This is a genomic window from Mucilaginibacter sp. P19, assembly GCF_050632265.1.
Taxonomy (GTDB): Bacteria; Bacteroidota; Bacteroidia; order Sphingobacteriales; family Sphingobacteriaceae; genus Mucilaginibacter; species Mucilaginibacter gossypii.
The window spans coordinates 4,614,344-4,627,113 of sequence record NZ_CP192586.1; the positions used below are offsets into that span (position 1 = coordinate 4,614,344).

General features: G+C 43.4%; 14 protein-coding genes. 7 read left to right on the plus strand and 7 right to left on the minus strand.

What is annotated here, in order from left to right:
* Positions 1-7: 7 nt before the first annotated feature.
* The 7 genes from ACQ86K_RS22355 (at position 8) to ACQ86K_RS22385 (ending at position 6,154) form a co-directional block, all read left to right on the plus strand.
* Positions 8-703, plus strand: a complete 696-nt coding sequence (locus tag ACQ86K_RS22355) for a hypothetical protein (protein WP_091169817.1) — start codon at positions 8-10, stop codon at positions 701-703.
* A gap of 32 nt (positions 704-735) precedes the next feature.
* On the plus strand, positions 736-1,653 hold the full coding sequence (locus ACQ86K_RS22360; RefSeq protein ID WP_431198815.1) for a hypothetical protein: 918 nt from the start codon (positions 736-738) through the stop codon (positions 1,651-1,653).
* Positions 1,654-2,450: 797 nt separating this feature from the next.
* Positions 2,451-2,753: a zinc-binding dehydrogenase gene (locus tag ACQ86K_RS22365; RefSeq protein ID WP_431198816.1), complete on the plus strand. Its 303-nt coding sequence runs from the start codon at positions 2,451-2,453 to the stop codon at positions 2,751-2,753.
* A 365-nt stretch (positions 2,754-3,118) separates the two neighbouring features.
* On the plus strand, positions 3,119-3,397 hold the full coding sequence (locus tag ACQ86K_RS22370) for a winged helix-turn-helix transcriptional regulator (RefSeq protein WP_256337463.1): 279 nt from the start codon (positions 3,119-3,121) through the stop codon (positions 3,395-3,397).
* Positions 3,398-3,585: 188 nt separating this feature from the next.
* The gene (locus ACQ86K_RS22375) at positions 3,586-4,137 is read left to right on the plus strand and encodes an AAA family ATPase (protein WP_431198817.1); all 552 of its coding nucleotides are present in this window, start codon (positions 3,586-3,588) and stop codon (positions 4,135-4,137) included.
* Positions 4,112-5,086 (plus strand): AAA family ATPase, encoded by a 975-nt coding sequence (locus tag ACQ86K_RS22380; RefSeq protein WP_431198818.1) that lies wholly within the window; start codon positions 4,112-4,114, stop codon positions 5,084-5,086. Before ACQ86K_RS22375 ends, ACQ86K_RS22380 begins: the two co-directional genes overlap by 26 nt.
* 804 nt (positions 5,087-5,890) lie before the next feature.
* Positions 5,891-6,154: a tyrosine-type recombinase/integrase gene (locus ACQ86K_RS22385; protein WP_091169825.1), complete on the plus strand. Its 264-nt coding sequence runs from the start codon at positions 5,891-5,893 to the stop codon at positions 6,152-6,154.
* A 5-nt stretch (positions 6,155-6,159) separates the two neighbouring features.
* Here the strand turns inward: ACQ86K_RS22385 and ACQ86K_RS22390 are convergent, their stop codons facing one another.
* The 7 genes from ACQ86K_RS22390 to ACQ86K_RS22420 are packed head-to-tail and all read right to left on the minus strand — an operon-like array spanning position 6,160 to position 12,496.
* A complete protein-coding gene (locus ACQ86K_RS22390; protein WP_431198819.1) occupies positions 6,160-6,870 on the minus strand; it encodes a sulfatase-like hydrolase/transferase in 711 nt (236 codons plus the stop codon).
* Positions 6,825-7,742: a sulfatase-like hydrolase/transferase gene (locus ACQ86K_RS22395; protein WP_431198820.1), complete on the minus strand. Its 918-nt coding sequence runs from the start codon at positions 7,740-7,742 to the stop codon at positions 6,825-6,827. The genes ACQ86K_RS22390 and ACQ86K_RS22395 overlap by 46 nt, the downstream gene beginning before the upstream one ends.
* 6 nt (positions 7,743-7,748) lie before the next feature.
* On the minus strand, positions 7,749-8,480 hold the full coding sequence (locus ACQ86K_RS22400) for a thioredoxin domain-containing protein (protein ID WP_091169834.1): 732 nt from the start codon (positions 8,478-8,480) through the stop codon (positions 7,749-7,751).
* A 2-nt stretch (positions 8,481-8,482) separates the two neighbouring features.
* A complete protein-coding gene (locus ACQ86K_RS22405; RefSeq protein WP_091169837.1) occupies positions 8,483-10,360 on the minus strand; it encodes an arylsulfatase in 1,878 nt (625 codons plus the stop codon).
* An 18-nt stretch (positions 10,361-10,378) separates the two neighbouring features.
* Positions 10,379-11,254, minus strand: coding sequence for a sulfatase-like hydrolase/transferase (locus ACQ86K_RS22410; protein ID WP_431198821.1), 876 nt, complete (start codon positions 11,252-11,254; stop codon positions 10,379-10,381).
* Positions 11,200-12,213: a sulfatase-like hydrolase/transferase gene (locus ACQ86K_RS22415; RefSeq protein WP_431198822.1), complete on the minus strand. Its 1,014-nt coding sequence runs from the start codon at positions 12,211-12,213 to the stop codon at positions 11,200-11,202. Before ACQ86K_RS22415 ends, ACQ86K_RS22410 begins: the two co-directional genes overlap by 55 nt.
* 13 nt (positions 12,214-12,226) lie before the next feature.
* Complete coding sequence (locus ACQ86K_RS22420) at positions 12,227-12,496, minus strand: hypothetical protein (RefSeq protein WP_431198823.1); 270 nt, start codon at positions 12,494-12,496, stop codon at positions 12,227-12,229.
* Between the last annotated feature and the right edge of the window lie 274 nt (positions 12,497-12,770).

Below are 12,770 nucleotides of genomic sequence, written 5' to 3' on the forward strand. Positions count from 1 at the left end.
ACATACGATGAAAAAATCAAATCATTATTTAAGTGTTGTGCCGGTGGCACTATTGCTCCTGTTTTGTTTAGGTGCCTGTAAAAAGAATAGCTACCTTACAGACGGCGGCCTCCAAAAAGCTGCGACTCCGTTCTCAACATATGATTATCTGAAAAACAACAAATTTCACCAGTTTGATACCTTGCTTACTTTAATTGATTTCTACAAATTAAAGGACAGCATAAACAACAGTAAGACCTTTTTCGCACCTCCCGACATGGCTATCAACTTGTTAATGAAAAGAATAACTGTAAAGAGGGAAGTAGATGGTGCCATACTTTCCAGTCCAATCACCACTCTGAAACAGCTTACAGATTCTGTCAGTGCCAATCTGTTTAAACAATATATGTTTAACCAAACCATTACGCTTGACGGGGCAGGTATTACAGCGGTTTCTTACGCCAACAAAGCGGGTTCCGCCGCCCCGTGTGCTATAAAAAAAGTTGCAGGAATAAGCTCTGTCTATTTGTCCAACAGCGCTTTAAGTTATAATTATTATACGTTAGAGTATGTAGTGGTGAACGGTACGATAGATGGCCCCTCCGGTCCGTCTCCAGGCGACCTGGTCGACGCAAATTTACCCTGCCAGACGTCAGGTATCCAAACCAGTACGGGTACCACGCTTCACGTGCTGGCTAACTTTGCCGTATTGAGAAAGTTATAATATAAATTATCAACGTATTTAAATCAATTATCATGCGTAAGAATTTTACATATTGGATAGCAGTAACGCTGCTGCTGACGATAGCAACCTTCAGTTGCAATAAAATAAAAACAGGGTTTATAAGCGACAACATCTACTATAATGTCAATCCGTTTACTGTTGCACAAGGAATTACAACCGTGTCTGCCGGCTTGGTGATTGATGGTTCCACGACACCCGTCAATGTAAAATTGCTGGCAGTCAAAGATATGGCAACAGGCGCTGACGCTTCTAAATATCTGCTAACAAAGGATACTGTGCGGGTATATAAAGGCAATGTTACTGCTGACGACTCTACGATTGCATTGTTGAGTGCAAAACTTAAGGATAGTACACTAGCTCCATTTAGTATTAATCCGATAGGTGGACGCCTTCAGTTTACGCAAGCGTCCAAGTTTGTTCCTGTAGGGTCTTACAATATCGATTTACAGGTATCTAACGTCAGAGGAACACGGATATTAACGAACGCCTGCAAAATAAACGTAGTAGGCAGCATACCGGATACGGTAAGTTACAAAGCATATAACCATTCTGACGCAACGTATACTAACTTCGTGGGTTTCTCGGCTTCGTTATTAGATATTAAAGTTACCTATAAGCCGGACGGTCCGGACAAAATCATTTATGTATGGAAAGATAAAAATGGCAAACCTTGGAACCCGGCCAACGGGGAAGTTATCGGACGGCCTGGAAGACCGAATTTTTCGGACTTCGACCCCTATTATCCAGTGGTGAAAACAGATACCTCATTAGAATACAAGTATCCAGGCGGTGTTCCAGTTTTCCCGGTTTTTACCACTTCAAAAAACTATCCCGGTTTTGTCGGTGGACCTTATTATTACAGTATTGTTGGAAAGCATACTGATGTTGCAATGGCTGTTAATACGACTTTAACTGTAGGTTTTTTCTGACAAAGGGAACTTTTGTTGTTACAACTACGGTAACAGACGTGACCAGAGTCCCTTAAGGTCATTTTCCGGCTGTATTCGTTATCTCGTAAAGTGCAATCAACTTAGCCTTTAATTTTTATCAATTTGCGCAAGACAGTTCCTTGAGGTTCCTTTCAGGGAAGACCTTAAAAAAGACTATCTGTTGATCGGTGCAGGCATGCACTGATCAACAGATAGTGAATTTTTCTTCTAATTGTGGCTTTTCCGCAATTTCGCAGCTTTTTGAGCATTTGCCCAATAATAATCGGGATACGAAAGACTGGATTTGCTTTATTAATTAACCTGATGTAATATGAAAATAACTGTTACGCTTATCTGTAACCATCAAAGTTTGTACTTTTCGCAAATACTGTCGAGTATGGTAAAAAAATCGGGCAGGCTTTCAATATATATAGCAAATTTGCAGCAAATAGATGTCGAGCATCCTGTAAAGCGATTTTGATCTGTAACATTGTATTTAAATAGAAGTCAAATTATTAATAACACCCTATTGATAGTTATCGCGTACTTACATTGGTTAACTTATCTACTGTAGCTACATCTCATTAATGAATCAAAATTCCCAGAATCCCACAGTAGAAATAGCCTCCGGTTTGACATTGATGACCGTGTTTACACTTATCTGGACAGGTATAGCTATTATGGATTTGACGGATCGCCATACAAGTGACTCTTAGGAATATTCCTGATAGTGTGTATTTGTTTTAGTTATTACGCTTTTCGTATCCGGAAAAACAGCAGAGATATACCATTCTCCGATGTTTCCACTAACCAGGAAGAAGAAAAGAAAAAAGATAAATGGTTTATCATCATTTGCGCAGGAGAAGGTACCGGGTGATACGGTACTGGTAGAAGGAGCTACAGGCGGTCTCGGTTCTTCCAGTGTGCAGCTCGCTAAGTTGTACGGTGTATCTAAAGTGCTCGGCGCAGCCAGTACGCCTGAAAAAAGAGCGATCGCGGAGAGCCTTGGCGCTGATGCGACGGTGGATTATACGCAAAGCGACTGGCCGGAACAGGTGAAGCAGCTGACAGATGGCAAAGGTGTATATATCATACTGTAAACAGTTGGTGGAACGGTCGCTCAGCAGGCATTATCTGCGCTCGCAGATTTCGGGCGGATGATCTTCTTCGGATAGGCGAGTGGTGAGAACACCGCGATCGATCTCTGGAAGCTTACAGTTCCTAATCAAACGATCACCGGCCTATACATCATGCCTTTCATCGAGATGCCCGGATTTGCGATGGAAAGCTTGACAGAGTTGCCCCGCCTGATCCTCTGGATGGCATGTAAAATAATTTATACAAAAACTGATAAACACCGATTACTGCATTGTAATTTAACATTATTTGTAAAATAACTTATAAAAAAACGGAATAAGTTATACTCCTGCACCGTAAGTGTAGCTATGGACCTAGTCGGCGGAAAGTGGTCATCCTGTATCATTTAAAAGATTGGAGTAAGCGCTATGGCGAACTGAGAAAAGAAATGCCTGGCATTACTGAAATGACCTTGAGTTTGCAATTAAAACAATTAGAGGAATGCGGATTAATTGCAAGGCAGGTTTATGGTGAAAAGCCGCCTGTTAAAGTTGTATACAGCTTAAATAATTTTGGAAAATCCTTTACACCGGTACTCGATGCCATTCTTAACTGGGGGAATGAAATTGCTGTTCAAAAGGGCAAGTACGTAAAAAGCATCACTTAAAAAAATTTTAAGTATAGGTCCTCCAAGCTGTCAAAAACCTATCTGATTAATGCAAAATGCGAAGCCCGGAAACCCTATATCTACAAACATTAGCCTAATATCATACTCAGCCATAACCATCTTTTTAAATAGACTTGTGGCTGATTATGTGTTTTTATAATTAGCCACAAGTATTTATATTTGCATAGTTGTGGCTGATTATAAAGAATACGATTTGCTCACAAGCATGGAAAATCAAAGTTAAAATAGAAGTGAAAGAAGTTATCGGTCGTATAGAAGAACAGCTTATACTCGGGCAGGCTTTGCAATCTAATGAAGCTGAATTGATAGCTATATTTGGCAGAAGGCGAGTTGGCAAAACCTATCTGATCCGAAAATCCTTTCAAAAACATATTATTTTTGAAATTTCTGGTGTCCATAATGCAACATTAAAAGATCAGCTGATAAATTTTAGCAACACATTGGCTGAAAGGATGCAATTACCTATCCCTCCAGCTATTCCAAGTAACTGGACACAGGCTTTTCAAATGCTTAAAAACTATGCAGAGCCGCTATTAAAGAAAAACAAATGTGTTATTTTCCTGGATGAGTTCCCCTGGTTAAGCTCGGCCAAATCTGGCTTTTTACCTGCGTTTGAGTTTTTTGGAACTCATGGGGAACAAAACAAAACAAAACAACCTGGTTCTTACCATTTGTGGATCAGCAGCATCATGGATGATCCAAAAAGTAGTAAACAATAAAGGCGGCCTACATAACAGGATTACAAAGAAACTACGGTTACTTCCATTTACACTTGCTGAAACAAATGAATATTTGCGACACAACAATATAAATCTGGACCATTATCAAATTGCACAGCTATATATGGCTATGGGGGGCATCCCACAATATTTGAAAGAAATTTCTCCGGGACAAAGCGCAGCTCAGAATATAGACCGGATTTGTTTTACAAAAGATGGCATTTTGCAAAATGAGTTTAATAATCTGTACCAATCGCTATTTGCCCAAGCAGATAAACATGTTTCTATTGTAAGGGCGCTTGCCAATAAACCATCAGGTTTAACACGCAAGGAAATTATCGCAGAATGTGGTTTATCTACAGGTGGAACGGTTACCTTGCTATTGGAGGAACTAACAGAATCGGGCTTTATTTCCGCTTATCTGCCATTTGAAAAAAACGTACGCGACAGCATTTATAAATTATCGGATGAATATTCAAGATTCTATCTTAAATTCATAGAAAACAGCCGTGCAACTGGTGCTGGAACCTGGATAAAGCTTTCTACAAGTTCTTCATGGCGAAGTTGGAGTGGTACAGCTTTTGAAAGCGTTTGCTTAAAGCACATAAAAGAAATTAAAGCGGCGTTGGGGATCGCCGGGGTTTATACCGAAGAGTCGGCATGGCGATATGTTCCGGGGAAAGGCCAGCCAGGCGCACAAATTGATTTACTGTTTGATCGTCAGGATTTCTGTATCAGTATTTGTGAAATGAAATTCTCAAACTCAGTTTTCACAATAGATAAGGCTTATGCGGCAGATTTGGTGCATAAAAAAGATGTGTTTAAAAACAAGACTAAAACCGCCAAAACATTATTTATTGTCATGGTTACGACCTTTGGCACACAAGACAATAGCTTCAAAATAGGACTTGTACAAAATGATATCAAACTAGAAAGTCTGTTTAATTGATATAATTCCTAAATCGCGCCAAAACTGATTTTTTTATGATTTGGTAATATTGAAAGCCTTATCCATAGTTAATTTACCTAAGCAGTTACAAAAACATCAGGATACATAATTGAATTTTCCTTAACAGTAACTGTCGGGTCGCTATATTTTTGAAAAGCCCGCTAATTTAGGCAAGACAATAACTTATGCAAAAAATGCACAACATCAATAGGCATTTCTATAACAGAAAAAATGCGATTGCTGTTGTATTGAACCACCGAGAATTCCTCGGGGGCTGCTCCTAAGATATAAAAAATTAGACTTTAATCCTTATGACAACTATTATCCCATTCTTGTCTTTTATTTCATTATTTCATATCAGGTGTTCGCAATGAGTGTATAAAATAAGTTATTAGGAATATGAAAAGCCCATAAAAACTTTTTTACTATCTTCGTAACACAATCGGCAAAGGTCGATTATGTGTTTATTGAACGATTCATTAGCTTAAACACCACCTTACAAGTCAATAAAAATCAAGGACTTACATACACTGTTCGATTTCCACTCTGAGTACTTGAAAATCAAGCGATTAGATGAAAGACAGTAATCGCTTTTTTGTTTTCTGAAATTTCTGGTGAAACAATAGTGAAACAGTTAGTGGGTCATGAGGAAAAGTTAATGTTTCACAGGTAACGAAAACCTACGCTTTCGATCACGAATACTCACTCCTCTCATTATCACAATCACTACTACCTGAAGCAATCATTATTCTAGAAAAATATAAGAAAAACCCAAAATGCCTAAATACAGGACTGGCCCCTCCTATGTTGAGTAATCAGAAAATGAACTCCTATTTGAAAGAGATTGCAGGAATAGTGGGTATCAACAAAGAGTTGACCTTTCACATCGCCAGACATACATTCGCTACAACAATAACATTGAATCATGGTGTACCTATAGAAACTGTATCAAAATTGCTTGGTCATACCAATATTAAACAAACACAACATTATGCAAAACTGATAGATAAAAAAGTGAGCGCGGATATGCGCGAACTTACATTTAGAAAAGATATTATCAGCAATTAATTAAGTTACAAGTCTTTTATTGTTTCCCAGTCAACTACGCCGGTCTTATTTGCCCAGGCCAGATATGCTTTCTCCAGTTCGATTACCTTTGCGGGACATTTTTTAGCCAGGTCTTTCGTTTCAGAACGGTCTGCTTCGATATCGTAGAGTTCCCAGGGCTGTTTCGGTTCTGCAACCAGCTTCCATTTGCCTTTTCGGATGGCGCGGCTGCCTTCGTGTTCCCAAAAAAGTGTGCGTTCCCCATTATTTGCCTTGCCTGTAAAAACTGGAATAAGGCTTCTACCTGCCAAAGGCGTAAGTTCCCGGTTTTTAAATTGAGCGGGATAAGTTACCCCGGCCAGCTGCAAACAGGTAGGCATCAGATCGACCAGATGCCCTACACTACTGCTGGTACTTCCCGCTTTAATATGCCCTGGATACCAAGCAATCATGGGCGTTGCTATCCCACCCTCGTGGGTGTTGCGCTTAAATAGTTTAAAAGGCGTGTTACTTACATTAGCCCAGGGAATCTCGTAACTATCGATAGAATTTACTGATCCGGGCTCACCGTTCTTCTGGATCACTGTTTTCAGGCTTCTTACCTCATCAGCACTTCCGCCATTGTCGGATGCGAAAAGGATGATGGTGTTTTTATCTTTCTCCAGTTGTTTAAGTTTGGCCATAATCTCGCCTATGCAGGCATCCATACGGTAAACCATGGCAGCATAAATAGCCATACGGGTATCCCATTTTTGTTTATCTTCTTCGGATAATGAATCCCATGCAGGCGCACGTTTATCCCGGGGGATAATGCCCAGCTCTTTTTAATGATACGAAGCGCCACCTGCTTTTCGTAACGCTGCTTGCGCAAGCAATCCCAACCTTTCAGGTATTGTCCTTTAAACTTAGCTATATCCTCCGGCAGCGCCTGGATTGGCCAGTGCGGGGCGTTGTAGGCCACATACATCAAAAAGGGCTTTTGCTCGTCTTTGATTTCTTCTAATGATTTGACAGCGAAATCTGTGATGCCTTGCGTTAGATATTTGGAAGTATCGTTCCGGGTAATCTCCTTATTGTTCAGCATAAAAGTGATTTTACTGCCATCGTTATACAAAGGCGCCGAATTAAAATAACTGCTACCATTGTTCAGCATGGTGAACGACTTATTAAAACCACGATTATAGGCCAGCGCTGATTTTTGCAAACCGACGTGCCATTTGCCCGATACAATGGTATTGTAGTCGGCCTGCTCTTTCAGTAATTCGGCAATGGTAGCGCTGTGATCGTTGAGGTACCCCTGATAGGCTGGCGAACATTTGTATTTCACCATATCGCCTATCCCTGCCTGATGGGGATATAGACCGGTTAAGAGGGCCGCGCGCGAGGGACAACATCGGCCTGCATTATAAAACTGGGTCATTTTCAAGCCCTCACGGGCAAGCCTGTCGATATTGGGTGTGCTGATCTCCGAACCGAAGCAGCTGATATCAGAAAAACCCATATCGTCGGCCAGGATGACCACGATATTGGGCTTTTGTTTAGGAGCCTGCCCCAATACAGGCCCCGTGCAACATATGGAGATGATTATATAGCCGATTTGTTTGAGCATAAACGCTTATTTGTTATTTACCGCCAATGGACTTTTGGCCGTTTCGGTTGCAGCGATAACCTGTACAGCTGATGAAAAGCCCTGCTTTTTCCAAACCTGTTTACCGTTTTTATATAGCACTAAGGTTGGCAGCACATTTACTTTCAAATCTTTGGCCAGATTGGTATTATCATAAACCTCAATGCTGATCACTTTTGGCGAAAAAGCTTTATTTGCTTTCAACGAATCCAGTACCGGCACCAGCTTTTTGCAGGCTCCGCAATACTTCGATCCGAAATCAACCAAAACCTCCGGTGATGAGGCCACCAATTCATTAAACTGGCTTCTCGAAAGAGATACGCCTTTTTTAATGGTTGAGATGATAGGATAACCAGAGCCAATCCAGTTCGCCAAACCTCCTGGCAATTCTTCCACATCTTTAAAACCTTTAGCCCGTAACTCTCGCGAAAGTACCGTGCTGCGGCCATTGGCTATCGAGTATACAAAGGTTGGCTTCTGCTTATCCAAAGCATCTAATTTTTGCAGATAACCGGGTGCTTTGGCATCTACATTGATTGCCGCTTTAATATGGTTCTGCACAAATTCCTCGGCCGAACGGGCATCCAGTATCTGTGGTTCTTTTGCTTGTTTCAGCTTTGCAGCAAAGGCCTCGAGCGATAACAGCTTTGGCGATTGCGCTTTTACTCCGCCGGTAATGATCACCAGTAGCGCCAGTAAAACAACTTTTAAGTTTTTCATGGTTAATTATTGTTTTCGAGTTTGTGTATGCGTTTGTTGTTGATATCGTCCCTGTCGATAAAAGGATAAATATGGTTCTTTTTGGCCTCGGCATCGAACAGGTCTTTCAGTTCTTTCAGCTTTTCGGGATATTTTTTGGCGAGGTCGTTGCGCTCGTTAAAATCCTCGTTCAGGTTGTATAGTTTCCAAACGTCCTTATTATAGTTACGCTCTGGGATGATTTTTCCCTGCGGAAAATTGAGCAGGTCCACGTTATCCGGGCGGTGCGCGGCTTCAGCTTTCCAACCATCTTTGTAGATCGACCTTGAAGTGAAAATATAGTAATACTGCTGCGTGTGCAATGTTTTTGCCTGCGCGTTATTGAATGAATTAATGAACGATTTGCCCTGCAAGGTATCCTGCTTAATACCTTTAACATACTCCGGCAATTTTAAACCGGCAGCTTCTATAGTTGTTGGGAATACATCCGAAACGTGGCTGTATTGCGTGCGGATGCCGCCTTTTTCGGTGATAAGTTTAGGGTAATAAACAATAAGCGGGTTGCGGGTACCACCTTCGGCATCGGCGTCAGATTTCCAGTATTTAAATGGCGTATTGGCGGCCTGCGCCCAGCCTAAAGGATAGTTAGTGCTGGCTTCGGGCGTGCCTATGGTTTCATAATCGCTTTCGTTCTTTTTTATATAATCAGCCTCCGGCGTAGTTGCAGCTGAGTTTTTAGGATTGATCACACCATGAACCGTACCTTCTTTACTGGCACCATTATCGCCTATCATTACAAAAACCAAAGTATTATCAAACTGCCCCGATGCTTTCAGATAGCTGATCAAACGGCCAACCTGGTTATCGATGTAGGTTAAATAACCTGCATAAACCTCCATAAAACGGGCGTAAAGCTTTTTCTGATCGGCAGGGAGGCTTTTCCATTCTTTAATGCGCTCGTTACGCTCGGGGAGCTTGGCATAAGCGGGGATATAGCCCGCTTTCTTTTGGTTTTCGAAAACTTTTTGGCGGTACACGTCCCAGCCTTCATCAAACTTGCCTTTGTACAGGTCGCTCCATTCGTGGCTTACCTGGTGCGGGGCGTGGGTTGCTCCGGGCGCGTAGTATAAAAAGAAAGGCTGATCGGGCGCGGCTTTGTGGGCGGCATCGATATAGGCGATGGCCTTATCGGTGATCTGCTCGTTCAGGTTACGGCCATCGGGTTTAATATGGAAATTATCCTCCACCAAATGCGGCGGGTTATATTGATCGGTAGCCGATTCGAGAAAGCCAAAATGGTGATCAAAACCTTTACCGGTCGGCCACCTGTCAAACGGACCAACGGCTGTGGTATCCTCATCTGGCGTTACGCCCCACTTACCTACAGCGAAAGTGCTGTAACCGTTGGAGCGTAAAGCCTCGGCAATAGTCCCTTTATCCGGCGGGATCCGGCCATCATAACCCGGGAAACCAGCAGCGGTTGAAGCATGGGCAAAATTGCCCATATGTACATAATGGTGGTTACGCCCGGTAAGCAAAGATGAACGTGTAGGCGCGCAAATACCTGCCGTATGGAAGTTGGTATAGCGCAGACCGTTATTGGCCAGCGTATCGAAATTTGGCGTACTGATCAATCCCCCAAAAGTTCCTGATGCGCCGAAGCCGACGTCATCCAGCAGGATCCATACAACGTTTGGCGCACCTTTAGGCGCTTTAAGCGGTTTGTTCCACCACTCTTTTGATTCGGCGAAGGTTTTGCCCTCTACGCCCTTGTAATTGGCCGGGTCGATAGGCGCTATGTTGGCCGGCGTTACCTTCACCTGGGGCAACTGTGCAAAGGCCTGCCCGCTGAACGCGAGGACTAAGGCCGAGAGCGCGGCAATACGTTGATAAGTTTTCATAATAAAATGGCTTATTGGTTATTTTTTGTGGTTTTTGTGGATGCGCTGGTGGTATACATCGTACCAATCAATAAATGGATACAGGTTGTTTTTCTGCGCTTGCGCCTCGAATACCTCTTTCAGTTCTTTCAGCTTTTCAGGATATTTTTTGGCGAGGTCTACGCGTTCGTTAAAATCTTCGTTCAGGTTATACAGCTCCCAGGTATCTTCATCAAAACTTTTATCCGGTACGTTCTGCCCTACTTTAAAATCTCCCAGTTCCACATTATCTGGGTGGTGCGCTGCTTCTGCTTTCCAGCCATCGCTGTAAATTGACCTCGAACCAAAAATGTAATAGTGCTGTAATGTGTGTTTTGATTTGGCTTCGGGATGATCGAACGAATAAACCAGCGATGTACCCTGGATAGTATCCTGTTTTACACCCCTGATATATTCAGGCAGTTTAATGCCGGTGTACTCCAAAGTAGTAGGCAGCACGTCAATCACGTGGCCGTATTGGGTACGGATAGTGCCTTTATCTTTGATCCCTTTAGGGTAATAAACTATCAACGGGTTACGTGTGCCGCCTTCAGAATTGGCATCCTGTTTCCAGTATTTAAACGGCGTATTGGCCGCCTGTGCCCAACCAAGGGGATAATTGGTGCTGGACTGCGGTGTGCCTATATCGTCAATATCCTCAATGTTGGTTTTCAGGAAATTTTCTTCGGTAGCCAGTTTAGGCGAGTTCTTTTTAGGATTGATCACGCCGTGAACCGTCCCCTCTTTGCTCGCGCCATTATCGCCGATAATTACAAATAACAACGTATTATCCAGCTGACCGCTTTGTTTTAAATGGTTGATCAAACGACCGACAGCGTGATCGGTGTAAGTGAGGTAGCCTGCATAAATTTCCATGAATCTTGCGTATAGTTTTTTTCGACATCGGGCAGGGTTTTCCAGGCCGGGATGCGCGGGTTACGCTCGGGCAGTTTGGCATAATTAGGGATAATGCCCAGTTGTTTTTGCCTGGCGATAACCTTCTCCCTGAAATCGTCCCAGCCTTTATCAAACTGGCCTTTGTACAGGTCGCTCCACTCTTTGGCTACCTGGTGTGGCGAGTGGGTTGCGCCCGGCGCATAGTATAAAAAGAATGGTTTATCGGGCGCTACGTTATGCTGGCGGGTTAGGTAAAAGATCGCCTTATCAGTGATCTGATCGGTAAGGTGACGGCCATCTGGTGTTACGTGGGCGTTATCCTCCACCAGGTCGGGTTTGTACTGATCGGTAGCTGAACCTAAAAATCCGAAGAAATGCTCGAAACCTTTACCCGATGGCCAGCAGTCAAACGGACCGGCATCGGTTGCGTCTTCATCGGGCGTTAACCCGTACTTACCAACCGCGAAGGTATTGTAACCATTCTCGCGCAGGATCTCGGCAATGGTCCCCTTATCCGATGGAATACGTCCATCATACCCCGGGAAACCCGCCGACATGGTTACATGCGAAAACCCACCCTCGTGAACGTAATGGTGGTTACGCCCCGTTAATAAAGCTGAACGGGTTGGCGCGCAAATGCCCGCCGTGTGGAAGTTAGTGTAACGCAGGCCATTATTGGCCAGCGTATCAAAGTTTGGAGTTTTGATAATGCCGCCAAAAGTGCTGGTTGCACCAAAGCCAACATCATCCAAAAGGATCCATAATATGTTTGGCGCGCCGGCGGGCGCTTTATGAGGCTCGGGCCACCACTCCTTCGAATCATCAAGCGTTTTGCCCACCGTGCCGCCAAATACCGGTGTTTGTCCGTTTTGCGCTTTGGCCGTAATTGCTGCGAGCAAGCCAAGCGACAGGAACAAGGTTATTCTTTTTGTTTTCATGTTGTTGTAGGTTTTATTCGGCATAGCTGGAGCGGAATTCTATACCCCAGCGGCCCTTCTCTTTGGTTAAAATGTATAGTGATTTGTAATACCCTATCAAGCTGCCATCAGCCCGGAACCGCGAAAAGCGGGTATCAACATGCACCTTATCTGCAGATGCCTGCACGATATTGCAATAGTCCCACTGGCTATGCTCCCAACCTTGCTTTTGTAATTCGCCAAATACTTTTGCCGAATCGCGCAGGCCTGCCCTTTCCAATACCGACATTTTGCCGCCGGCCAATCTGTAGTGGGGAACTGGTAGGCATCTTCCCGGCCTTTCGGGTCTTTGGCGTTGAAGGTGGTCATGTATTCATCAAGCGCCTGCAATACTGCGGTGCTAACCAGTGGATCGATGCCGTGCGAGCCGTTTTCTATTACGGAGCCTTGTACAGATACTGTGCCGGTTAGGGTAGTTAGGACGGGGAGGAATAGTATTATCTTTTTCATAGGTTATCGATTATCTTGTTAAATCTCGCGCCCAAATAAACCTTTTGTCATTTCGACGAGCCTGGGGT

Excerpts from the sequence above, each read along its gene's own strand:
- ACQ86K_RS22400 (WP_091169834.1), bottom strand. The coding sequence starts at position 8,480 with ATGAAAAACTTAAAAGTTGTTTTACTGGCGCTACTGGTGATCATTACC.
- ACQ86K_RS22360 (WP_431198815.1), top strand. The coding sequence starts at position 736 with ATGCGTAAGAATTTTACATATTGGATAGCAGTAACGCTGCTGCTGACG.
- ACQ86K_RS22385 (WP_091169825.1), top strand. The coding sequence starts at position 5,891 with ATGTTGAGTAATCAGAAAATGAACTCCTATTTGAAAGAGATTGCAGGA.
- ACQ86K_RS22365 (WP_431198816.1), top strand. The coding sequence starts at position 2,451 with ATGTTTCCACTAACCAGGAAGAAGAAAAGAAAAAAGATAAATGGTTTA.
- ACQ86K_RS22395 (WP_431198820.1), bottom strand. The coding sequence starts at position 7,742 with ATGCTCAAACAAATCGGCTATATAATCATCTCCATATGTTGCACGGGG.
- ACQ86K_RS22410 (WP_431198821.1), bottom strand. The coding sequence starts at position 11,254 with ATGGAAATTTATGCAGGCTACCTCACTTACACCGATCACGCTGTCGGT.
- ACQ86K_RS22380 (WP_431198818.1), top strand. The coding sequence starts at position 4,112 with ATGATCCAAAAAGTAGTAAACAATAAAGGCGGCCTACATAACAGGATT.
- ACQ86K_RS22355 (WP_091169817.1), top strand. The coding sequence starts at position 8 with ATGAAAAAATCAAATCATTATTTAAGTGTTGTGCCGGTGGCACTATTG.
- ACQ86K_RS22390 (WP_431198819.1), bottom strand. The coding sequence starts at position 6,870 with ATGGCTATTTATGCTGCCATGGTTTACCGTATGGATGCCTGCATAGGC.
- ACQ86K_RS22405 (WP_091169837.1), bottom strand. The coding sequence starts at position 10,360 with ATGAAAACTTATCAACGTATTGCCGCGCTCTCGGCCTTAGTCCTCGCG.
- ACQ86K_RS22415 (WP_431198822.1), bottom strand. The coding sequence starts at position 12,213 with ATGAAAACAAAAAGAATAACCTTGTTCCTGTCGCTTGGCTTGCTCGCA.